Raw genomic sequence first — 22019 nt, forward strand, 5'->3', positions numbered from 1 at the left:
TGCATGTCCGAGGACGCGCTGGGAAGTTATCCCATGCGGACGGCGAACAACTATGTAGTCTTGGACTAGAACATGCCCAAGAAACCGTGCACAAACAGTGCGGCCAGAGCGGCACCGACAAACGGAGCAATGCCAGGAACGAGCAGACCGTACTTCCAGTTGTTGTCAGCCTTGTTCTTGATCGGCAGCACCTGATAGGCCATGCGAGGACCAAGGTCACGAGCCTGGTTCATGGCGAAGCCGGTGATGCCGCCCATGCCCATGCCAACGGCCCAAACGATCAGGCCAACGCAGATGGCGAGCATCAGAACGTTCTCGCCAGCGCGGCTAGCAGCGGCAAGGATAGCGCTGATGAACACGAAGGTGCAGATGGCCTCACAGAAGAAGTTGCGGGCATAGTTCGTGCCCTCGGTGGTGGGGTTGGTCGAGAAGATGTTGCGCTGGGCAATGGGGTCGACGACGCCCTCGGAAGCCTTGAACTCATCGGCATACATAAGCCAAGCGATTACGGCGCCCACAAAGCCGCCGAGCATATCGGCAATCATGAAGGGGATGCAGCTGCTCCACGGCACCAGGCCTACGATGCACTGGGCAAGCACCATGGCGGGGTTCATGCACACGGCGCCGCCAAAGACAAACAGGCAGACCGAGATGCCAAAAGACCAGGTGGTGATGGCAAACATGTGACCGGAGCCCTGATACTTGGTGCCCTTAAGCACGGTATCGCAGTGCACGCCCACGCCAAAGATGATCATGAGGGCCGTTGCGCCGAATTCGCAGAGGAGTTTGGTAAGCATAAAACCTTATCTTTCTTGTCGGTTATAAACGATTCGTTTAGGCCGCGTACTAGTGCTGAGCGACGACAACGCCCAGGCCATCGGGAATGACGGCCACCTTGGCATCGGCACCCTTCATCTCAAAGGCGAGCCTGAGCGCCTCCTCGATAGTGTTGACCGGCGTCATGTGCATATCCTTGATCATCTGGTGATCGCACAGATCGGTAACCATGATCACAGGGTGATGCGCCAGGATGCGGGCAAAGATCTGGCTCGTCCACTGGTCGGGCAGGGTCTCGTCCTTAGGACGGTCGATGCAGGCGCGCTCAAACTCTGCCGGATCATTGTCGGCGATGTTGTGATAGAAGCCCTCGCCACCGTGACCGTCGGCACAGCCGGCGACGTCGATGATCACACCGCCCTCGGGAAGCGTAGCCTCGGCAGAGCACATGCCCTTCACGGCCTGGTAGATGTTCTGGTCGAGCGGGTAGCCGCCGTTGGTGGTGATGGCAATCTCGCACTCGACGGGCTCAACGCCGGCAAGGCTCTTCACGAACTCACAGCCGGCCTCGTGCGCCTTGTGAATGTCGCCGGCAAAGGAGCCGATGACCTCGTGCTTGCCGTTGAGCACCACGTTAAGCACAAAGGCAAGGTGAGCCATCTCGGCAGCGGCAAACATGTCCTCGCTCACGTGGTTGTGGCACAGGTTGCCGGCACGCGAGTGGGAATCATTCACAAACTGACCGTTGTGGTTGTACATGATGGTCTTGTAGCTGGCGATGCCAGGCAGGACGGACTTGCGGCTACCAGAGAAACCGGCAAAGAAGTGCGGCTCAATAAAGCCCTCGGCAAGCAGCAGATCACAATCGGCGGCAATCTTGTTGATGATGCACTCGCCACCAGAAGGCAGGGTGCCAATCTTTTTCATCATGCTGTCGTCAGTCGCGACGTGCATAACGATTTCCTCGTTGGCAACGATCTCCTCGCCGTACTTGTTGACGAGCTCCTCGTGCGTCGACGGACGGTGCATACCCGTAGCAACCAGAATGCGCAGGCGAGCCTCGGGCGCAGCGGAATGGATGTGATGCAGCAGAATAGGCATCGTCACACGCGAGGGAACGGGACGCGTATGATCGGAGCTAATGATGACGATATCCTTCTTGCCAGCACAAAGCTCCTCGAGCGAAGGCGAACCATAAGGGTTGGCAAGCGACTCCTCTACCAGCTCTTCCTGCGATTTCGTGGTCTTAAACTCGTTTTGATGACCTTCCATCGCACCCGCGAAATTCTTATCCTCGAGCTCCAGATGCAACGTCTTGTGGTCAAACGGTAGTTCACATTCAAACAATGACGAGCGCCCTCTTCCTTTCAACTGACACACTAGATTAACCGTTGGAAGGATACGCCGCTCACCGAAAAACACCACCGTCCACCGACTCATTAACACAACGTTCATATTTGACCCACAACAAAACGGCCGCGACCCCAAACGGGACCGCAGCCGTCACAGCTGTAAGGCGCAAAGCGCGCCTTATTCCCTTCAGCTTTAATCCCAGAAGACCGAGGACGAAGGGGCCCGATGGGTTTCCCTCTGAATGCATTCCGCAGCACGAAGCCCCCTTATCCGCAGCTCCGAAGGAGCAGGATAAGGGGGCTTCAAGTGCGAGGACGCATTCAGAGGGAAACCCATCGGGCCCCGGTGAGAGCCACAGGGCTATCGATTACCCCGTGTTCTGCAAACCTGCCGAGACGCCGGTCACAGTCGAAAGAATCAGGCTCATGTACTCGGCCTTCTTCTCCTCGGCCATTTCGTCCTGGTTCATACGCACCTCGCGAAGGGCGCGGACCTGGGCGATGGACAGAGCGTCGACGTAGGGGTTGCGCACGCGAACGGCACAGCCGAGCACGCGGCGGCGCTGCAGCGGCCACTCGTCACCGACGATGGCAAGGACCCACTTACGCGTGAGCTGCATCTCGGTAAAGACCTTCTCGGACAGATCCTGGCGATCGCCCAGGTGCAGATACATCTTGGCGATGCGCTGATCGGTCTTAGCGATCGACATCTCGATGTTGTCGATAAAGGTGCGGAAGAACGGCCACTCCTGGTAGGCAGCCTTGAGCTGGTCGAGATCGCCCAACTGCTCGCAGGCGGTGCCCAGACCGTACCAAGCGGCCAGGTTAATGCGCGCCTGGCTCCAGCTGAAGATCCACGGGATGGTACGCAGGTCATCGAGCGACTTGGCGCCCAGACCGCGCTTGGCGGGACGCGAGCCGATCGGCAGCAGACCGACCTCGGTCAGCGGCGTCACGGTCGAGAACCACGGTGTAAAGTCCTCGGTGTTCAGCAGGTCCAGATAGCGTTCGTGGCTTGCAGTGTTGAGCTTCTCGGCCATATCCCAGAACTTCTGCGTGGTCTCGGTGTTGGTCTTCTCGACACTCGGGGCCGACTGCAAAAGCGTTGCGGCGGCAACGGACTCAACATGGCGCTGAGCCAGCGTGCGGTTGCCGTAACGGGCAAAGATGACCTCGCCCTGCTCGGTGAGCTTAAAGAAGCAGTTGACCGAACCCTTGGGCTGCGCCAGCACGGCCTTGTTGGCCGGGCCGCCGCCACGGCCCACGGCACCGCCGCGACCGTGCATGAGCACCAAGTCTATATCGTTCTTCTCGGCCCACTTGGCAATGCGCTCCTGCGCGGAGTGCAGCGCGAGCATGGCCGTGGTAGGACCGGCATCCTTGGAGGAGTCGGAATAGCCCAGCATGACCTCCATGCGGCGGTTGGTCTGGGCAAGGCGCTTCTGCACCACGGGGAGCGTAAGCATCTGGTCGAGCACGTCGACGCAGCCCTCGAGGTCCTCGAGCTGCTCGAACAGCGGGATCACGTCGAGCTCAGGGACATCCTCCTCGTGTGCAAAGGACAGGTGGGCAAGCTCAAAGACGTCGGCCACATGCTGGGCGCTCTTGGTGAACGAGATGATGTAGCGGTGAGCCATCTTCTTGCCGTAGCGCTTTTGGATGGAGCCGATAGCACGGAAGGTATCGATGACCTCGCGCGTCATGGGCTGCAGGTCGCCATGGATACCGTTCTCGTGGATATCCTTGAGGGCGCGGGCGTGCACCACGGAGTGCTGACGGAACTCCATCTCGACCATGTGGAAGCCGAAGGACTCGACCTGCCAGATGATGGTCTGGACCGGGCCGTAGGCAGCACGGACGGCACCGCAGGCGGCCAGCGAGCGCTGGACGACGCGCAGGTCCTCCAGGAACTCATCGGCGCTGTGGTACATGGTGTCGGTGATACGGCGCACAGTGGCGTTCAGACGGTCAGCCATGACGAGCATGACGGCGCGATGCGGCTCGTGCTCGGAGATCAGCTCGGCACGGGCCGTGTACTGGGTGCTCATCTCGACCTGATGGTTCCACAGGTTGATGAGCTCGGCCGACGGCTTGCTGTAGGTAGCCTCGAGCGTGAGGTTGCGGCCGATGCGGCGGCACTTGTCCTCGAGCTTGAGCACCATGTGGGTGAAGTACTTGGCGGCGACCTCACGGCTCACCTTGGCGGTGACGTTGGGGTTACCGTCGCGGTCGGAACCGATCCAGCTGCCGGGATGGAAGAACGCCGGGCACAGCGGCGGCACGGTACCGGCCTTGTCGCCCAGTACCCAGTCGTCAAAGCGACGATAGATGACGGGGATGACGTCAAACAGCGTGTTATCGAAGATGTCGATGATGGTATCGGCTTCCTCGACCGGCGTGGGCTTCTTGAGCGCGATGGGGCTCGTACGAACCAGGGCGTCGATCTCCTGCAGCATATGGCGCTCGTTCTCCACCAGGTCGGAGCCGCCCAGACGCGGACGCTCCTCCAGCAGGTTGGAGATACGGCGAATCTTGCCCTCGACGACCTTACGACGGGCCTCGGTGGGATGTGCGGTAAAGACAGGGTGGAACTCGAGCTTGCCGAGCAGCTCATTGGCACCCTCGACGCCCATCTCGTTTACCAACTGGTGATAGGCGACGGTGAGTTCGTTGGCGGGATCGACCTCGGTATCGGTCGATGCGCCGGCCTCGCGCTCGCGCAGCTGCGCCACACGGTAGTTCTCCTCCGACAGGTTTGCCAAGTGGAAGAAGCTCGTAAAGGCGCGAACGATGACCTGCTGCTTATCAAGCGGCAGGCTGTCAATCAAATCGACGACTTCGCGAAACGCCACGGCGGTGGGCTCGTCGGCAGTGGGCACGCCCTGTTCGTCAACGGACTCGTCGGCAGCGCGGCTACCGGGGTTGCCAGCATTGGCCACAATCTCGGCTGTCAAAATCTTGTCGAACAGGTCCGCGATCTCGGGATCATACTCGCTAAGCACACGACGTTCCAGGCGCAGGAACAGCGCCAGATTATCGCGCAGCTCCTCGGGGATCTCGATCTCGGCGAGACGCTCCCTGGACTCGGCATTCGAGCCGATTCGGTTAACGAGGCGGTTGACCACGGCAGCGACGCGCGCCGCGGCTTCGGGTACAGACTGGTTGCTTAGGTTCTCAGCCACGTTTCCTCCCATTCCTCCTTCTATGCACGTAACATGCGGTATTCATTATAGGCGCTTGAGAAATACTTTCGACACTGATTGCGCTTTACCACACAAAAGTATTTTCTGCATTGCAAGGGTTTTTGCCCCAAATGGTCGTATTTCTCGGTGGGCGGCATATGCAAACGAGGGCATTCCGCATAAATGCGAAACACCCCCGTAACAATAGCTCGTCGCGAGCGGGACATGTTAGCGGGTCCGCAGCTCAAAAATCATGCGCTACAGACGCTCGCGAACCGCCTCGACGACGTTGGCCAGATCGGCAAGAACCTCTTCGTGGCTCTCCATGTCGCGCACCTTGACCTTGCCGGCGGCAAGCTCGTCGCCGCCCAGGACCAGGATGAGCTTGGCGCCCACCTTATCGGCCTGCTTAAACTGGGCTTTGAGCGAACGGCCCTGATAGTCGGCCTCGGTCACGATGCCTGCGGCGCGAAGCTCCTGCGTAATGGCAAAGACGTTCTGGCGCAGCTCCTTGCCTGCGTTGGCGACATAGACGCACGGGGCCTCCTCGGCACCCAGATCGCTGCCAAAGGCCTGCAGGGCCAGCAGGGCGCGCTCAAAACCGACGGCAAAGCCGACGCCTGCCGTGGGCTTGCCACCCTCGAGCTCGACCAGGCCGTCGTAGCGGCCGCCGCCGCCGATGGAGCCGACGCCGGCGCCAGGGGCCTCGACCTCAAAGACAGTACGGGTGTAGTAGTCCAGGCCGCGCACCAAGGTGGGATCCTCGACATACTCGATACCGGCGGTATCCAAATAGCGCTTGACCTGCTCGTAGTGCTCGCGGCACTCGTCGCACAGGTTGTCGCCCATCAGCGGGGCGTCGGCCATGATCTCACGGCAATGGTCGTTCTTGCAGTCGAAGGCGCGCAGCGGGTTGAGCTCGGCGCGCTCGCGGCACTCGTCACACATCTCGTCTGCGTGATCGAGGATGAACTGCTTGACCTGCTCGCGGTAAGCCGGACGGCACTGGGCGTCACCCATCGAGTTGATGAGCAGACGAAGCTTGGAAAGATCGAAGCCCAGGCGCTTGTAGAACTCCATGAGCATGATGATGCACTCGGCGTCTGCCGCCGGATCGGGAGCGCCGAGCCACTCGATGCCCACCTGGTGGAACTGGCGCAGGCGGCCCTTCTGGGGACGCTCGCCGCGGAACATGGCCTCGGCGTAGTAAGCCTTAAACGGCGTGGAGCCCTGGGGCACCAGATTGTTCTCGACGACGGCGCGCACCACGCCGGCCGTGCCCTCGGGGCGAAGTGCCAGGCGCTGCTTGGGCTTGAGTTTGGTGTCGGTGCCCTCGGTAAAGACGCGCTCCAGGTTGGCACCGCTGAACACGCGGAACATTTCCTTGCGCACGACGTCGGTCGACTGGCCGATACCGTGGACAAACACGTCAACCTGCTCGATCGCGGGCGTCTCGATGGGTTTAAAACCAAACGGCTCGAACACGCCGGCCGCAATCTGCTGCATCTTTTGCCAGGCGCGCATCTCGGCGCCGATAAGGTCGCGGGTTCCCTCCGCCTTCTGTGCCTGCATGGGCAAACACCTTTCTTTTGTATCGCGTCATAGGTAGTGGACATTATACGGCACAAAGCAGCAACGCGGCGGCGCGCCTGACCGAACGAGGGTATGGGGACTCGTTCGGCCAGACGCGCCGCCGCGGACGAAGCGGACAAGCGGCGATGCGCTTTGGCCTACCTACTCCCCCGCCACGCTCGCGCGCAGCTTGGCGGCGATGGGCTCGGATGCCAGCAGGAACACGAGCATGACCACGGAGCACGCCAGACACACAATCCAGGCGCTCGCAAAGGAGCCCGTGGCATCGAACAGCACGCCCGAGACAATAGCGCCCACGGTGCCGCCGACCATCTCGAGCGAGGTAATGGTGCCCGTGACCTTACCCAGGTCGGCCATGCCCGCAGGCTTGAAAGGCAAGGTTGGGTGCTACCGGTGGTCGGCGATATAGCCCAAAGCGACGGCGGTATAAGCCGCAGCACCGAGCGGCAGCTCGGCATCGTTAAAACGTGCCTTGGGATGGTGCTGGGCAAAATGCTCGTCCGTGTCGGTTACGGCCGCGCCCACGGTAAAGTACGCACTCGGAATCTCGCTCGAGATAAGCGCGAAGTCCTCACTCGCCATGGCATGGAAAAGCGGCAAGAAAGCCGCCTTGGGCAGCACTGCGCCCACGTAGCCAAGCGACGCCTGAGTCATAACGCTGTCGAGTACAAGCGGCGGAACATCCGAAAGCGTCTCGATGGTCGCTGACGTACGATATGTTGCAGCAACGCCGTTTACGACCTCCGCGATGCGGGTCTTTAGGTGAGCCATGAGCTCGACGTCGAAGCCGCGCAGCGTGCCTTCGAGCACGCAGGTATCCGGGATGACGTTGGCCGCTTGGCCACCGGCAAACTTACCCACGGTCAGTGCGACCTCCTTGGCGGCCGGCACCTCGCGAGCGATGAGCTCCTGAAGCGCCAGGTGCACATGGACGCCGGTCGTGATGGGGTCGATGCAGATCTCGGGGCTCGAGCCATGGCCGCCCTTGCCCTGCAGCGTGATGCGGAAACCATACACGCCCGAAAGCGCCGGGCTCCCATAGAGCACCAGGCCGAGCGGCGATTGGCTGTTAACGTGCATGGCAAAGGCCGCCTGAGGGCGCGGGTTCTGCAGCAGACCGTCGGCGATGGCGGCGCGGGCACCCTCAAAGGTTTCCTCGCCCGGCTGGAACAGCAGTTTGACGGTAGCGTTGGCGTCGACGAGCTCGGCCTCGCGGGCCTTGAGCAGGCGCGCCGCACCAAGCAGCGCCGTCGCGTGCATATCGTGACCGCAAGCATGCATGCAGCCATTGGTGGATGCAAAGGGCTCGCCGGATTCCTCGACAACGGGTAGGGCGTCCATGTCGCCACGAAGCATGATGACCGTACCGGCCTGCTCATTCGTGCAGATGCCATTGCCTTGGGCCGCGGCGGCACCGGCGCCGACAAGGCCCACAACGCAGGAACCATCGACGAGCGTAGCAAATGGGATGTCCATCTCGGTCAGGCGCGCTTGGATATACGTAGAGGTCTGCGGGAGGCTATTACCCAGCTCGGGCATCTGATGTAAATCGTGTCGCCACGCAGCGAGCTCGTCTGCAAAAGCCTGAGCTTCTGCAACAAGACCGTCACCGATAGCGGTCTGCGCCGCCGCGGTGGCCTTGGGCGCTGATTGCGGTTGAAGATCGGACAGTGCTGGTGCCATAGATGCCCTCCAGTAACGTTTTTGCAGCAAGCACTTTGATAGCGTAAAGTGCAAGGTACTACTTTAAGGGCGACGCATAAAAAATGCCGCCCCGGGAGGCGGCGCAACAAATTGTTTACAATTGCGGACGCGGCTTTCGACGCAAAAAATCGAAATGCGTCTCGCTCAAGATAATCGACAGGAAGATGAGCGCGAAGCCGGCGAGCAGGCGCGAGGTGAGCGCCTCCCCCATCAGCAACACCGAGAACAGCACACCCGAAGGCGACTCCATCGAAAGGAGCAGCGAGCCCGTTGAGGCCGGGACATGCGCCAGGCCGACGTTTTGGATGAGCAGAGCCACACACGTACAGCCCACCGATAGAAACGCCATCACACCGATAAAGCTCGGCGTCCACACGGACGCGGGCGCTTGGGTCTCGAATAGCAGCGACGTTGCCAAGCTCAAGACGCCATTGCCCACAAACATCCAAAACGTGATGACGTTGATGTCCATCTTGCGGCCATACTTGGCGGTCACCGCCATCTGGATGGCAAAGAAGACCGCACCGCCCAGTGTGATGACATCGCCGACATTGAACTCGACGCTATCGAGCGCCACCAGACCAATGCCCGCCAGGCACAGCAACGCGGCGCCCAAGTTGTAACGGGTAAGATTTTCGCCGCTTAGGACGTAGCTCGCAAACGGCACGAGGATGCAATAGGTACCCGTCAAAAATGCACTCTTGCCCGCCGTGGTCTGTGCCAGGCCAATCGTCTGCAAACCGTACGCGCCCCACATAAGTGCGCCCATACCAAGTCCGACGATAAGGTTGCGGGCATTAAAGTGCGCGATGATGCGTTTGTGGAAGATGGCGAACATAACCAGCGAAGCCGGAAGAAAACGAATATAGAGCAGTTCGAACACCGGAATGGTGTCGAGCGCATCTTTCATGGTGGTAAAGGAATAGCCCCAGATGACCGCCACCGATAGCAGCAAGACCTTCCAGAAGAACGGGGAACGCGCGCCGGCGCCGCGGGAGGTGCCGCCGGCGCCCAGGTCCTCCCGTGCGACAGGGCTATCGGGCATGTTTTCGATTTCGTTGGCAGCGTATTGGGCCATGGAACATCCTCACACTCAATCTGGGCGTGGTGTCCGCACGCGTATGGCTGCGTGCCGCCTCATGGTCAAATAAAAACGGGGCGCACCGGACCCCCGGCACGCCCCGCTACTGTAGCAACAACCGGCGTTGCATCGCAATCCAGCCCACTAAAGCGTTTTGTTCCGCCGTTCTACCGAACGGCGGACCGGCCGACGCTGCGCGAGCCGCATTCACGCCAATCTGACGTTCAATTTCAAGGGCGCGACCAGAAGGTCAGCGCCCTTTCATTTCACGTCACCTTGGCGCAAATGCGGCTCGCTCGCTGGCATTAGTGCTACATCAGCGTTAACGTTGCCGCACTAAATTAGCTTTGTCGACTCCAGCTTTTCGATGATCCAGTCGTTGGCTTTGATGACCGGACGGCGGAAGACGACGCCCAGGGCCAGCGACGGAATCAGATAGCTCGCCAGAATACCCAGCTCAACCCAGTACTCCATATGGTAGGCGCCTGCCATGGCAGCATGCATGGCGTTGATGCCGTGAGTGAACGGCAGGAACGGATAGATCGCCTGGAACACAGGACCGGTCATCTCGATGGGGAACGTGCCGCCCGAACCGCCGACCTGCATGACCAGCAGCACAACGGCCAAAGCCTTGCCGATATCGCCAAACGAAACCGTAAGCGTGTAGACGATATTGGAGAACACGAGACTCGCGACCCAGCCCGCCAGCACAAACTGCAGCGGGTTGTCGCACTGGATGCCAAAGAACAGGATGTCGCCCGCGCACACGAGCGTTGCCTGCAGCAGAGCCAAACCGCCAAAGAACAGGTAACGGCCCAGATAGATCTCGTGCAGGCGCACGGGGATGAGCTCGTTGATAAGCTCATCGTCAACCGACACCTTCATCATGGCCGCCAGCACGATCGAGCCGACCCAGAGCGACAGAATCGTGTAGAACGGCGCCATGGCCGAGCCGTAGTTGCGGATCGGATAGACCGGTTTGCGATCGAGCGCGACGGGGCCGGAAAGCGACACGGCCAGACCCTCGGGATCATTGCCGATCATCGTCTTGATCGTAGCGAGGTCATCCGACATCAAGGCGCCGTCGAGCTCGTCCTTAAACGCACTGATCTTGTCCGACGCCTCGCCCAGCTGATCAGAAGCCTTGTTGACCAGCTTTGCAGCTTTGGAGAGGCCCTTTGCCAGCGAACCGGATGCGTCGGTCAGGCCAGCAACAGCACTATCCAGATCGTTCGAAATACCGTTCAGCGAATCCAAAACGCCCGAGATGGTCTTCTTGAGCTCCTTTGCCTTGGCCGAAAACGTAGAGTCGTAGTCAGTCTTGGCGCCCGAGATACCAGCCTTGGCATCCGCGATTGCCTGATCGACCTCGGCACGCGACTTATTAACCTCTGCCATGCTGTCAGAGAGAGACTTCGCGGTCGCCGTCAGGTCCTTGGCGTTGTTGCGATACTCCACCGCGATCCTGCTCAGCGATGTTGCCACAGACTTGAGGCTCTCCTGGAGCTTTTCGTCACTGACCTGCTCGGCAAAGCCGCGGAGCTGGTCGGCCGTGGCGTCGATATCGTCGGCACGTGTATTGAGCGCCGCCGCGGCATCGTTGAGCTGAGACACCGTAAGGTCAACATGCTGATTCGCGGCATCGAATGCCTTCGCAAGCTCGGCGGACACGTTGTCGAACGAGCCCGCGCTTCCATCGATCGCGGCATCGATGGCATCGTTTGCCGCCTTAAGCGCTTCTTTGGAATCATCGATGCCGCTTTTGGCATGTTCCATGAGCTGCTTTGTCGACTCATCGATGGCACCGGTCTGCTTGAGCATACCGCCCGCCGACGTCAGCGAATCGGACGTGGAGCTCAAAATGCCCGCAAGCGACGTTGCGCTGGCCTGAACGTCCTGCAGGTCCTGGACCGAATCGCCGAGCGTCGAGGACAGGTTGGCGATAAAGTTGCTGACCTGGTCGGTGCTCATGTAATCGAGCAGACTGGACACCGTCTTAAGACCGATGCTCGTAATGGTCTCGGTAAAAGATTCGTTAACCTGGTTCTGAACGGCGCTCGAACCCTTCTCGGTCACGATCTGCGCGATGGCGTTGGCCTTCTGGTTCTCGTAAAACTCGATATCGGCGTGTTTCACGTCGGTCGAGAAAAGCGTCATCATGTCAGCGCTAAACGTTTTGGGGATAACGACGGCAGCATAGTATGCGCCCGACTTAACGCCCTCGATAGCCTTTTCGCGATCGTTAAGCACAACCCAATCGAAGCTCTCGTTGCCGCGTAGGGTGGCGGTCACGTTTTCTCCCACGTTAACCTCGACGGGAATCAGATCGCTCTCGTAACCCTCATCGGTGTTGACCACGGCGATCTTAAGATTGCCGGTGTTGCCGTACGGATCCCAGCTGCCGGCGATGTTAAACCACGCGTACAGACACGGCACGATAATGAGGCCCATCACGACAATCAAGCCGATCACGGAGCGAGACACGTTTTGGACATCGCGCTTAAACAGATGCAGGATGTTCTTCATTTATGCCTCACCTCCTTTGGAGTGCTTGCCAAGCGCGGTGGTATCTCCATCATTTGTGGCTGTGCTGTCGCTGCCCTGAGATTTATGGTGCGAGCCTATATGCGGCAAGCGGCCCGTGGACTGATCGCCGCCCTTGGCACCACACTCGCTGGCGTTGAGGCCAAACATGTAGCGGGCAGCAGGAATGGCGGCCGTGTGCTCGCGCATCTCGCGACGCAGGTCCTCATCCGAAAGCGCCGAGATGCGCATCTGGGTATTGAGGCTCGCGCGGATATATTCGATATTGATAAGCCAGCCGCAGATGGCAATAACCGAGATGATCCAAATGACAAGCAGGATGATCTTGCCGTTATTGTCAATATCGAGAACCGTCGACAGGACAAAGAGCAGGACCTGAACGCCCACCACGGCGGCAAAACCGCCCTTGATGTAGTACGGGTAGCGATGTTCAAAGGCGACCGCATGATCGAGCAGTTCGCGACGGTACGAATCGGAATCGAGCATGACACGCATGGCCGTGCGCAGCGAGTAGCGCTGGCGCGGCAGGTCATTGGACTCGCAGATCATCATACCGGTCGTGGAAAGCTGTTTATCAAAGAGCAGGTTGAGGTTGAGCAGCAGCGGACGCAGCTGCAGACCGATAAAGAGCGCCACGATCAAGAACACGCCCAGAATGCACAGGTTAAACAGATAGTTGAACGAGTACATGCCGCCGACCGTCTCGCGCAGCAGATTGATGCCGTAGGTAAAGGGCAACAGCGGGTGCAGCCACTGGAAGAAGCCGGGCATCATCTCGATGGGGTACATGCCCGACGAACCCGGGATCTGCACGATAACCAGAATGACGCCGATTGCCTTGCCGATGTGCTTAAACGTAGTGGACAGCGCGTAAATGATGTTGACGTACGTAAATGAGATAGCGATGCCGCCCAGCACGAACAGCAGCGGGCTGACGCACTGCACGCCAATCACCAGATCGCCTACCGTAACGATGATGGCCTGCAACGCGCCCAGGATCACCAGGAGCAACCAGCGGCCAAAGTAGCCCTGACGCGCGGTAAAGCTGCCGATGCCTTCGCGGTCGACCTCGAGCTTGTAGATGGCGATGAGCACATAGCCGCCCACCCACAGCGCCAGATTGGTATAGAACGGGGCAATGCCCGAACCAAAGCTCTTGACCGGGTAAATTGACTTTGAGGTCAGCTCGACCGGAGATGCCATGAAGTCTGCAACGTCATCGACGTCGACGCCCATCAGGTCGGCCAACTCGCCCATGGACTCGGAGGTCTGTAGCGCCGCGATGTCGTTGGCGGCGGTTGCGAGCTTGTCCTGGACCTTGGCAAGCGAGGCATCGGTCTGGGACAGCGTGGTCTTGGCCTGACCGAGCGTAGCGTTGAGTTGCGAAAGTGTACCGCGCGCACTTGCAATAGTAGGCGTGAGGCCAGACACGATTCCCGTCAGATCACCCGAGACGGCGGCAAAGGAATCAAGCGCGCTCGAGGCCTTCGGCAGCGCGTTTTGGCCCAGGTCCGTCTGGGCCTGGCCAAGGTTGGTCGCACCGGTCTGAATTGCGTTATTGATAGCGTCGCTGGCACCCGAGACAGCCGCGGCGTCATTCGCCATGGCGCTCGACTGCGCAGACAGACCGTCCTTGATGCTCTGAAGCTTTTCATTCTGCTCTCGAAGCAAATCGATGGTCGATACAATGCGCGCGTCAATTTCCTTGGAACCTGTCGACGTGTCATTAACGAGAATTTCCAAGTGCCCGATAACGGCCTTATTGTGGTCGATCGTCGCTTGGAGAGACTCAAGCGAGTTGTCGATGCGGGTGGTCGTAGATGTGACCGCGCCCGTCAGCTTGCCAATCGCAGCGTTCGCGGAGGCTGACGTCTTGGTGAGCGCAAGGCTGCCTTCCGAGAGTGCCTTGGAGAGCGAGGCGACAGAGTTGCCCGCCGTAGCGCGCGCCTCGCCCAGCAGGTCATTGCCCTGAGCGATTGCCTGCGTTAGAGAGGGCGTCTGACCCTGCAGGCCCGCCAACGCGGCATCAGCCGAGGCAATGGAACCGCTCGTCTTATCGATGGCGGCATTCATGTCGCCAATCGAATCGCGCACCTCACCCAAGGTACCGGATGCCTCTGATACCGAACCAGCCAACGAATTCTGAGTCTGGGTTGCCTTGTCCTTTAAATCGACCCCGGCATCCTTGGCGATGCTGGCAACGGTCTCGCCCACTGTGGAGACAAATTCCGAGTTGATCTGCTCCTCGATGGTGCTTGCACCGGTGTCGGTAACCTTGGGCGCAATGGCGCTCTTCTTCTCATTGACGTAGTACGTAAGCTTGGGCTGATGGTAGTTGCCGTCGAGCATCGAAACCAGGTTATCCGAGAAGTTCTTGGGGATTACGATGGCCGCATAGTACTCACCGCTCTCGACGCCCTCCTTGGCATCGGCCGCCGAATCGACGAAGGTCCAGCCCAGCTGATCGTTCTCCTTGAGCCGATCGACGACCTTGTCGCCCGCGTTGAGCTCGCCCACCAGGTCGTTTTGGGTGCCCTGATCGTTGTTGGCGATGGCAATCTTGATACCCTGGGTGTTTCCGTACGGATCCCAGTTGGCCACGATGTTGTACCAGGCATACAGCGAGGGAATAACGCACACGCCGATGGTAACCACTAAGGCGACGGGGTTCACGAGCAGTCGCTTAATGTCGCGCTTGAATATCGCAAAGGAGACCTTTGCATCGGATAGTTTGCTGCCGAGACTCACGCTTGGACCATCCATCCTGTCGTTGAATCGAATCGTACTATCGACAACCATTGTACGTAGGCGCTTTAGCGTCTCAGAGCACAATGGTATTGAGTTTTGCGGGTAGCAATATACTACGAAGATGAGTTAGCGTACAGTTGTACAGTATCTTTAATTTCAGCAGGTCACAAAACCACAACCCGCACAAATTAGCAATTCAAATAGTCATCGGGGACGTTCTTAAACGACTAGTCAAACAAGAACGTCCCCAATGACTACTTAGGACCACGGCAACGTCGATGTTTTGGCAATGCCAGCGAGCGGGCGCCAGAGCGAACAAATTGGCATGAAAAGAGGACGGCATAGACCTTCTGGTCATGCCGTCCTCTTTGAATGACAAGTTGTCGCTCTGGCGCCCGCGCAGCGTCGACTGGTCCGCCGTTCGTTAGAACGGCGGAACTGAGGGCAGCGTCGAGCTGTTACGCGGTTTGGTAAAACCGCGTAACTACCTAACTACATCAAGTTGCAAACAGCCGCCGCGAAGGCCACGGGGTCCTCGGGGAGGATGCCCTCGACCAGCAGGGCCTGATCGTAGAGCAAGCCTGAGTACAGCTTGATCTTGTCAGTGTCGCCCGCCTTCTGAGCAGCGACGAGCTTGGCAAAGACCGGGTGCTTGGCGTTGAGCTCGAGCACGCGCTGGCTCTTGGGCATACCGTCGGGCGCGCCCTCGGGACCCTTCTGGAGCACCTTCTCCATCTCGAGCGAAAGCGGGCCCTCGGTGGTGATGCACGCGGGAGCATCGGTCAGGCGCGCAGAGACGGCAACCTTCTCGACCTTGTCGCCGAGTGCCTCCTTCATGGCGTTAAAGAGGTCCTCGTTCTCCTTGGTGGCGTCCTCGGCCTCCTTTTTCTCGTCCTCGGTCGCCAGGTCAAGATCACCGGTTGCGACGTTCTTGAGCTCCAGGTGACGATCCTCAACCTCGGGCTCGGCACCATCGGCCACGGCCTTCTCGGCAGCCTCGCGGGCGGCATCGTCCTCGTAGATCTTGGGCATATCGGCGGCAACGTACTCACGCATAGCCTGGAAGGTGAACTCATCCACGTCCTGCGTCAGCAGCAGCACGTCATAGCCGCGGTCGAGCACGCCCTTTACCACGGGCATCTTGGCCAAGCGCTCACGCGAGTCGCCGGCGGCGTAGTAGATGGCCTTCTGATCCTCGGGCATGCCCTTGGCATACTCGGCCAGGGTAATCATCTTCTGTTCCTTGGCAGACCAGAACAGCAACAGATCGGCGAGCTCATCGGCCTTCATGCCATAGCTCGAGTAGATGCCGTACTTAAGACCGCGGCCAAAGTTCTCAAAGAACTTCTCGTAGGCCTCGCGGTCGTTGTCACGCATATCCTCAAGGTCGGCGGTGATCTTCTTTTCCACACGCTTGGCGATGGCCTTGAGCTGACGGTTCTGCTGCAGCGTCTCACGCGAGATGTTGAGCGACACATCGGCGGAATCCACGACGCCGCGGACAAAGTTGTAGTAGTCGGGCAGCAGGTCGTCGCACTTCTCCATGATCAGGACGTTGGAGCTGTAGAGTGCCAGACCCTTCTCGTAATCCTTGCTGTACAGATCGAACGGCGCGCGGCCCGGCACAAACAGCAGGGCATCGTACTCGAGCGTGCCCTCGGCATGGAAGCTGATGGTGCGCGCAGGATCGTCAAAGTCGTGGAACGTGGACTTGTAGAACTCGTCGTAGTCCTTCTGCTCGACATCGGAGCTGCGCTTCTTCCAGATCGGTGTCATGGAATTGACGGTCTCGAGCTCCTGGTAGTCCTCGTACTCGGGCTTGTAATCGTCGCCGGCGTCCTCGGGCTTGGGTTTCTGGCGGCTCTTGGACACCATCATCTGAATCGGGTAGCGCACATAGTTGCTGTACTGCTGAATCAGGCTCTTGAGACCCCACTCGGTCAGGAAGCGATCGTAGGTCTCGGCCTCGCCGTCGGCATCGAGCTTCTCGTTCTCGCGCAGCGTCAGGATGACATCGGTACCGTGCTCGGCGCGCTCACCGTCCTCGATGGTGTAGCCCTCAAGACCGTCGGATTCCCACACATGGGCGACATCCTCGCCATAGGCGCGGCTGACGACCTTCACATGGCTGGCGACCATAAAAGCCGAGTAGAAGCCCACGCCAAACTGGCCGATGATGTCGACATCCGAACCCTGCTGCTCGGCGTTCTCGGTCTTAAACTCCTCGGAGCCGGAATGGGCGATGGTGCCCAGATTGCGCTCGAGCTCCTCGGCGGTCATGCCAATGCCGTTATCCGAGATGGTAATGGTGCGGGCGTCTTTATCAAAGGAAACGCGAATAGCCAGGTCGCCCTGGTCGATCTTGACGCTCGGATCCTGCAGGCTCTTAAAGTTGAGCTTGTCGACGGCGTCGCTCGCGTTAGAGATAAGCTCGCGCAGGAAGATTTCCTTATTGGTGTAGATGGAGTTGATCATGAGGTCGAGCAGTTTTTTGCTCTCGGTCTTAAATTGACGCATGTGCAGTCCTTTCGCGCTACCCCCGTCCGCAAAAACGGCCCGGTCGCCCGAGCCGAATCGCAGACCTGCTATGTTCAGACTTAGATTTTATAACCCATTAGCGCGCATATATACATACGGAATCGAAAAACTGTATGTCTAAGCGCTCCGATGCGCCAATTGCCAAGGAGCGTCCCCAACTGCCGGCAGAGACGATATGAGCAGGACATAAAAACATTGAGAGCCCCTGCTGCATGAAAGACCGCGGATTAGGCCGACAATGGTGAGTGTCTAATCCAACCGTGGCGGCCACGCCGCATTCATGGAAGGGGCTCCCATGCTCGATACTACCACCTTCATCGGCCTCGACGTCCACGCCCGCTCGATAAAGGCCGTCTCCCTCGACGTCATGACCGGGGAGGTACGTGCCGCGACCTTCGGCTACGACGCCGGCGCCGTCGCGGAGTGGGTCCGTTCCGTGGACCCCAGGGCCAGGTGCGTGTACGAGTCCGGGGTCACGGGCTTCGACCTGCAGAAGAGGCTTTCCGGCCTGGGGGTCGACTGCGTGGTCGGCGCCGTCTCGAAGATGATCAAGCCCAGCGCGGACAGGCGCAGGAAGAACGACCGCAACGACGCCGAGTTCCTCGCCCGCATGCTGTCGGTCGGCAACGTGGTCGAGGTGTGGGTCCCCGACGACGAGTGCGAGGCCGCCCGCGACCTGACCAGGGCGCTCGAGGACGCGAGGGACGACCTCTCGCGCTCGAAGCAGCGGCTCTCCAAGTTCCTGCTCAGGCACGGGCTCGCCTTCGACGAGAGGACGCCCACCGGCCGCAGGAAGGGCAACTGGACCCGGGCGCACTGGTCCTGGATCGAGTCGATAAGGTTCGCGGAGAGGGCCGACAACGACGTGCTCGCCTACTACGTCGACGCGGTCAGGCGGGCGGCGGAGGAGAAGGCGAGGCTCGAGGGGCTCGTCGAGGCCGAGGCCCGCAAGCCCAGGTGGAGGAAGAGGGTCGACTCCCTGCGCTGCCTCAAGGGCGTAGACACCGCGTCCGCCGCCGACCTCGTGTTCGAGGCCGGCGAGTTCTCGAGGTTCAGGAATGCCCGCTCGTTCGCGGCGTGGGTCGGCCTGACGCCCTCCGAGCACTCCAGCGGGGAGAGCGACCGCAGGGGCGCGATCACCAAGGCAGGCAACAAACACCTGAGGAAGGCGCTGGTCGAGGCCGCGTGGCACTACCTGACGTGCTCGGGGCGGCCGAAGGACCTCGCCAAGGGCCAGGCCCCGGACCGGGGCGCCCGGAGGCATGCCGCCAAGGGCGTGCGGAGGCTGGCCGAGAGGCGGGAGGCGCTGCTCGCGCGCGGGGTCCACGGCAACAAGGCGAACGTGGCCACGGCGCGCGAGCTCGCCTGCTGGGTATGGGCGGTCGGCCTCATGGCCGAGGAGGCGTAGGGGGGCCGGTCCCCCGCACATAAGCCGATCACCCCGGAAGCGGTTCGATCCGAAGCCGTTGAGGCGAACCTCAGGTCCCTTTTCTGCGAGCGCCCAGGGCGCCACACGCGTGCACAGACTGTCGGTTCGACGTAGAAGCCTCAGCCGTAGCAACGGATTGCCCAGCGAGAGATCGCCGCGGGCGGATATTAAACTGCAAAGACGAGCGTCGGTAAGACACGCCGAGGTCGCCGCGGACGGGCTGATATAGGGAGAGGGCCTGACCCCATATCGTTGGGGCCAGGCCCGATTTTGCCTCTTGACAATGTCCTGCTCATATTAAAAGGAACGTCCCTATCTGCCATCTACGCGCTTGGCCATCCAGACATGGGGTTGGCCCTCGTCTTCGTAGTCCACCGGGGCAATCTGCGTGTAGCCCGCCTTGGCATAGAGCGGCAGCACGTATTCCTGAGCATGCAGCTTAATGAGCTTGGCGCCGGCATCACGCGCGCACGTATCACTGGCCTCGACAATCTTGCTCGCCAAACCGCGACGGCGCATGCTCGGCAGCACGGCCACGCGCCCCATAATGTAGGTCTCCCCCGCCGCGACACCTTCGTCCAAGTCGCACGCCGGCGACACCGGAGCCTCTGCGTCAGCCGCGCGCTCAAGCTCTTCGGGAAACACGCGCGAGCAACCGGCAAGCTCGCCGTCTACATAGAGCGTCACATGAATGCAGTTCGGATCCTCGTCGATAGCGTCGAACTCATTCTCGTAGCCCTGCTCGTCCATAAAAATGACGCGGCGCACCAACGCCGCGTCATCAAAGCATCCCGTCTTAAGTTGGATATCCATGGCTGCCCTTTCATTCAATGCGAACGTTAGGGACAGATTTTAGCGAAAATGAGCTCCGCGCACGCTAAACTTCGCGCGAGCCTTCGCCAGGCAATCGTAATGACCCACGTTATGGGCATCGCTCGCGATGAAGCTGTACAGGTTCTGATCGAACAGGCGCTGTGCCGGCTTTTTCTCGCGACCAAAGCGACCGCCGGCAATAAAGTCCGCCGAAGCCTGCAGCTTGCAGCCCATATCGACCAGGCGCTCCGCCACGCTTACATCCTTTTGAACCGCACGATAGCGCTCAGGATGAGCGATGATCACCTGGTAGCCACGGCACTGCAAATCGTAAATCGTGTTCTCGTACTCTCTAAACGCATACGCATCGGCATGCGTCGAAAGCTCGAGCAGAAACTCGTTGGTCCCATCGAAATGCAAGTGCTCCGCGGCATCGATACCAAGCTCAACGAGCTTTCGATGGTTGACCTCGAAGCCCATCTGGAGCGGAAAACCGTCAGCGTTATCGCGCAGCAGCTCAAAGGCATCCCACATCTTGTCGTAATCAAAATAGGGATCACGGCAGTGAGGAGTGCAAACAATTCTGGTTACACCAGCCCGCTTGGCAGCCTCGAGCATCGCCAAGCTCTCATCGAGATCGGCGGCGCCGTCGTCTACACCCGGCAAGATATGGCAATGAATGTCACGCATAGGTCAGCCTTAATCAACTAAACGTTTGCTCGGTTGGTGAAGATGCCCTTTTTGGAAGTCCCCTGATCGTCGGAGCCCTTCTTCACCTTCTTACCGTCCTTGGTGTAGTAGGAGTAGTAGTACTCGCTGGTCTCGGTCTCGCAGTAGTTCATAACGGTACCGATGAGCTTGACCTTCTCGGACTTTTTTAGCTGACCGATGGCGTTGAGCGCCTCCTCGCGCTTGGTGAAATCCTCACGCACCACGAACAGCGTGCCGTCGGTCAGGCTGGCAATCTCGGCAGCATCGATGAAGGTGCCGACCGGGGGAGCATCAAAGATGACGTACTGGAACTTGGCGGACAGCGCCTTTACCAGCTTGGCAAAGCGGTGAGAGACGATGATGTCGGCAGGATTGGGAATATGCGGCTCGGCATCGAGGAAGTAGAAGTTCTTCTGACCCGTCTCGACAATTGCCTGGTCAATGGAGATCTGCTCGGAAAGGACCGCATAGAGTCCGCCGCGCGAACGAACGCCGAGCATATCGGAAAGGGACCTGCGGCGCATATCGGCCTCGACCAGAAGCACGGACTTGCCGCTCGTGGCGATTGCCTGAGCAAGGTTAATGGAAACCGTAGACTTGCCCTCGTTGGGAATCGAGGAGGTAACGGTGATGGTGCGAATGGGGTCGTCCACGCTCGCAAAGCGGATGTTGGCCAGAAGGGTCTTGGCGGCATTCTGTACAACGAGTTTATCGGTGTTCTTTGCCTTAGCCATGCCTATTTACCACCTTTCATAGCCGGAATTCGGCCAACAACGGGAATGCCCAGGAGCTCTTCTGCCTCTTCGGCACCGCGGATGCGGGTGTTGAGCATGTCTGCCAAAACGACATAGGCAACTGCGATAAAGATGCCCGCGAGGAACGCGACAGCAACGTACAGCATACGCTTGGGACCGCTGGGGGCTTCGGGGGTCTTAGCCTCGTCGATAACGTTGATGCTCTGGGCAGCGCCGACGTTCTGAGCGACCGTACTCACCGAGCTGGCCATGGCCTTTGCGACCTTAGCCGTCTCCTTGGCATCGGTGCCGGTAACCGAAAGCGTAATGACACGCGTGGTGGTCTCGGAGGAAACAGACACCTTGTAGTCATCCAGATCGGTGAGGCCCAGTTCATTGGCTGCGCCGCTCTTAACGCTATCACTATCCAGCAGCGTGGCGATATCGTTGGAAAGCATCTGACTCGCCGAGAGATCGTTGTAGCTCATCTGACCGCTATCGTCGGTCTTGGCGAGAATGTACATGCTCGTCGTCGCGGTATAGGTGTTGTCCATCGCAACGAAGGACACGATGCCCATGGCGATCGCGCAGACCACCGGAAGGGTGATGACCAGCTGAAGGTGCTTCTTCAGCAGCTGGAACAGTTCGAGAAGGGTCATGCAGCTTGCCTTTCATTTCCCCAGTTCGGATTGACAAAACTGTCCGTATGTTATCGCATCTTTTTACCGAGACCAAACTCTATACATAAGAAACAGGCTCTCCTGTAAAAATGTCGGAAGCAATCGTAAAATTGTACAACAACGCCGCACCCGA

The 22019-nt window shown here is 59.6% G+C and carries 15 protein-coding genes; 1 reads left to right on the forward strand and 14 read right to left on the reverse strand.

What is annotated here, in order from left to right:
- Window positions 1-65: 65 nt before the first annotated feature.
- The 10 genes from larD to htpG form a co-directional block, all read right to left on the reverse strand.
- On the reverse strand, window positions 66-797 hold the full coding sequence (gene larD / locus ACEG18_RS03985) for a D/L-lactic acid transporter LarD (protein WP_152067525.1): 732 nt from the start codon (window positions 795-797) through the stop codon (window positions 66-68).
- Between the two features lie 49 nt (window positions 798-846).
- Entirely contained in the window at window positions 847-2124 is a 1278-nt protein-coding gene (gene larA, locus ACEG18_RS03990) for a nickel-dependent lactate racemase (protein WP_372541343.1), read from the reverse strand.
- Window positions 2125-2497: 373 nt separating this feature from the next.
- Window positions 2498-5311: a phosphoenolpyruvate carboxylase gene (locus ACEG18_RS03995; RefSeq protein WP_372541344.1), complete on the reverse strand. Its 2814-nt coding sequence runs from the start codon at window positions 5309-5311 to the stop codon at window positions 2498-2500.
- Window positions 5312-5569: 258 nt separating this feature from the next.
- On the reverse strand, window positions 5570-6883 hold the full coding sequence (gene hisS / locus ACEG18_RS04000) for a histidine--tRNA ligase (RefSeq protein ID WP_196031739.1): 1314 nt from the start codon (window positions 6881-6883) through the stop codon (window positions 5570-5572).
- Between the two features lie 162 nt (window positions 6884-7045).
- Window positions 7046-7282 (reverse strand): hypothetical protein, encoded by a 237-nt coding sequence (locus ACEG18_RS04005; RefSeq protein WP_372541345.1) that lies wholly within the window; start codon window positions 7280-7282, stop codon window positions 7046-7048.
- Between the two features lie 9 nt (window positions 7283-7291).
- Window positions 7292-8587, reverse strand: coding sequence for a M20 family metallopeptidase (locus tag ACEG18_RS04010; RefSeq protein ID WP_372541346.1), 1296 nt, complete (start codon window positions 8585-8587; stop codon window positions 7292-7294).
- 115 nt (window positions 8588-8702) lie between these two features.
- Entirely contained in the window at window positions 8703-9686 is a 984-nt protein-coding gene (locus ACEG18_RS04015; RefSeq protein WP_372541347.1) for a DMT family transporter, read from the reverse strand.
- A gap of 339 nt (window positions 9687-10025) precedes the next feature.
- Complete coding sequence (locus tag ACEG18_RS04020; protein ID WP_372541349.1) at window positions 10026-12215, reverse strand: YhgE/Pip family protein; 2190 nt, start codon at window positions 12213-12215, stop codon at window positions 10026-10028.
- Window positions 12216-14981, reverse strand: coding sequence for a YhgE/Pip family protein (locus tag ACEG18_RS04025; RefSeq protein WP_372541350.1), 2766 nt, complete (start codon window positions 14979-14981; stop codon window positions 12216-12218).
- A gap of 492 nt (window positions 14982-15473) precedes the next feature.
- The gene (gene htpG / locus ACEG18_RS04030; RefSeq protein ID WP_372541351.1) at window positions 15474-17498 is read right to left on the reverse strand and encodes a molecular chaperone HtpG; all 2025 of its coding nucleotides are present in this window, start codon (window positions 17496-17498) and stop codon (window positions 15474-15476) included.
- A 316-nt stretch (window positions 17499-17814) separates the two neighbouring features.
- On the opposite strand from htpG, the gene ACEG18_RS04035 reads away from it, so the two are divergent.
- The gene (locus tag ACEG18_RS04035) at window positions 17815-18927 is read left to right on the forward strand and encodes an IS110 family RNA-guided transposase (protein WP_372541353.1); all 1113 of its coding nucleotides are present in this window, start codon (window positions 17815-17817) and stop codon (window positions 18925-18927) included.
- Window positions 18928-19260: 333 nt separating this feature from the next.
- Here ACEG18_RS04035 and ACEG18_RS04040 read toward each other — a convergent pair whose 3' ends face one another.
- The 4 genes from ACEG18_RS04040 to ACEG18_RS04055 are packed head-to-tail and all read right to left on the reverse strand — an operon-like array spanning window position 19261 to window position 21865.
- Window positions 19261-19761 (reverse strand): GNAT family N-acetyltransferase, encoded by a 501-nt coding sequence (locus ACEG18_RS04040; protein ID WP_372541355.1) that lies wholly within the window; start codon window positions 19759-19761, stop codon window positions 19261-19263.
- 39 nt (window positions 19762-19800) lie between these two features.
- On the reverse strand, window positions 19801-20451 hold the full coding sequence (locus ACEG18_RS04045; protein ID WP_022094060.1) for a tyrosine-protein phosphatase: 651 nt from the start codon (window positions 20449-20451) through the stop codon (window positions 19801-19803).
- Window positions 20452-20468: 17 nt separating this feature from the next.
- Window positions 20469-21206: a CpsD/CapB family tyrosine-protein kinase gene (locus ACEG18_RS04050; protein ID WP_055309657.1), complete on the reverse strand. Its 738-nt coding sequence runs from the start codon at window positions 21204-21206 to the stop codon at window positions 20469-20471.
- Between the two features lie 2 nt (window positions 21207-21208).
- Window positions 21209-21865: a YveK family protein gene (locus ACEG18_RS04055; RefSeq protein WP_022094058.1), complete on the reverse strand. Its 657-nt coding sequence runs from the start codon at window positions 21863-21865 to the stop codon at window positions 21209-21211.
- Between the last annotated feature and the right edge of the window lie 154 nt (window positions 21866-22019).

The sequence above is a fragment of the Collinsella aerofaciens genome, assembly GCF_041537385.1.
Lineage (GTDB): Bacteria > Actinomycetota > Coriobacteriia > Coriobacteriales > Coriobacteriaceae > Collinsella > Collinsella aerofaciens_BV.

Excerpts from the sequence above, each read along its gene's own strand:
- larD (WP_152067525.1), bottom strand. The coding sequence starts at position 797 with ATGCTTACCAAACTCCTCTGCGAATTCGGCGCAACGGCCCTCATGATC.
- hisS (WP_196031739.1), bottom strand. The coding sequence starts at position 6,883 with ATGCAGGCACAGAAGGCGGAGGGAACCCGCGACCTTATCGGCGCCGAG.
- ACEG18_RS04010 (WP_372541346.1), bottom strand. The coding sequence starts at position 8,587 with ATGGCACCAGCACTGTCCGATCTTCAACCGCAATCAGCGCCCAAGGCC.
- ACEG18_RS04015 (WP_372541347.1), bottom strand. The coding sequence starts at position 9,686 with ATGGCCCAATACGCTGCCAACGAAATCGAAAACATGCCCGATAGCCCT.
- ACEG18_RS04020 (WP_372541349.1), bottom strand. The coding sequence starts at position 12,215 with ATGAAGAACATCCTGCATCTGTTTAAGCGCGATGTCCAAAACGTGTCT.
- htpG (WP_372541351.1), bottom strand. The coding sequence starts at position 17,498 with ATGCGTCAATTTAAGACCGAGAGCAAAAAACTGCTCGACCTCATGATC.
- ACEG18_RS04035 (WP_372541353.1), top strand. The coding sequence starts at position 17,815 with ATGCTCGATACTACCACCTTCATCGGCCTCGACGTCCACGCCCGCTCG.
- ACEG18_RS04040 (WP_372541355.1), bottom strand. The coding sequence starts at position 19,761 with ATGGATATCCAACTTAAGACGGGATGCTTTGATGACGCGGCGTTGGTG.
- ACEG18_RS04045 (WP_022094060.1), bottom strand. The coding sequence starts at position 20,451 with ATGCGTGACATTCATTGCCATATCTTGCCGGGTGTAGACGACGGCGCC.
- ACEG18_RS04050 (WP_055309657.1), bottom strand. The coding sequence starts at position 21,206 with ATGGCTAAGGCAAAGAACACCGATAAACTCGTTGTACAGAATGCCGCC.
- ACEG18_RS04055 (WP_022094058.1), bottom strand. The coding sequence starts at position 21,865 with ATGACCCTTCTCGAACTGTTCCAGCTGCTGAAGAAGCACCTTCAGCTG.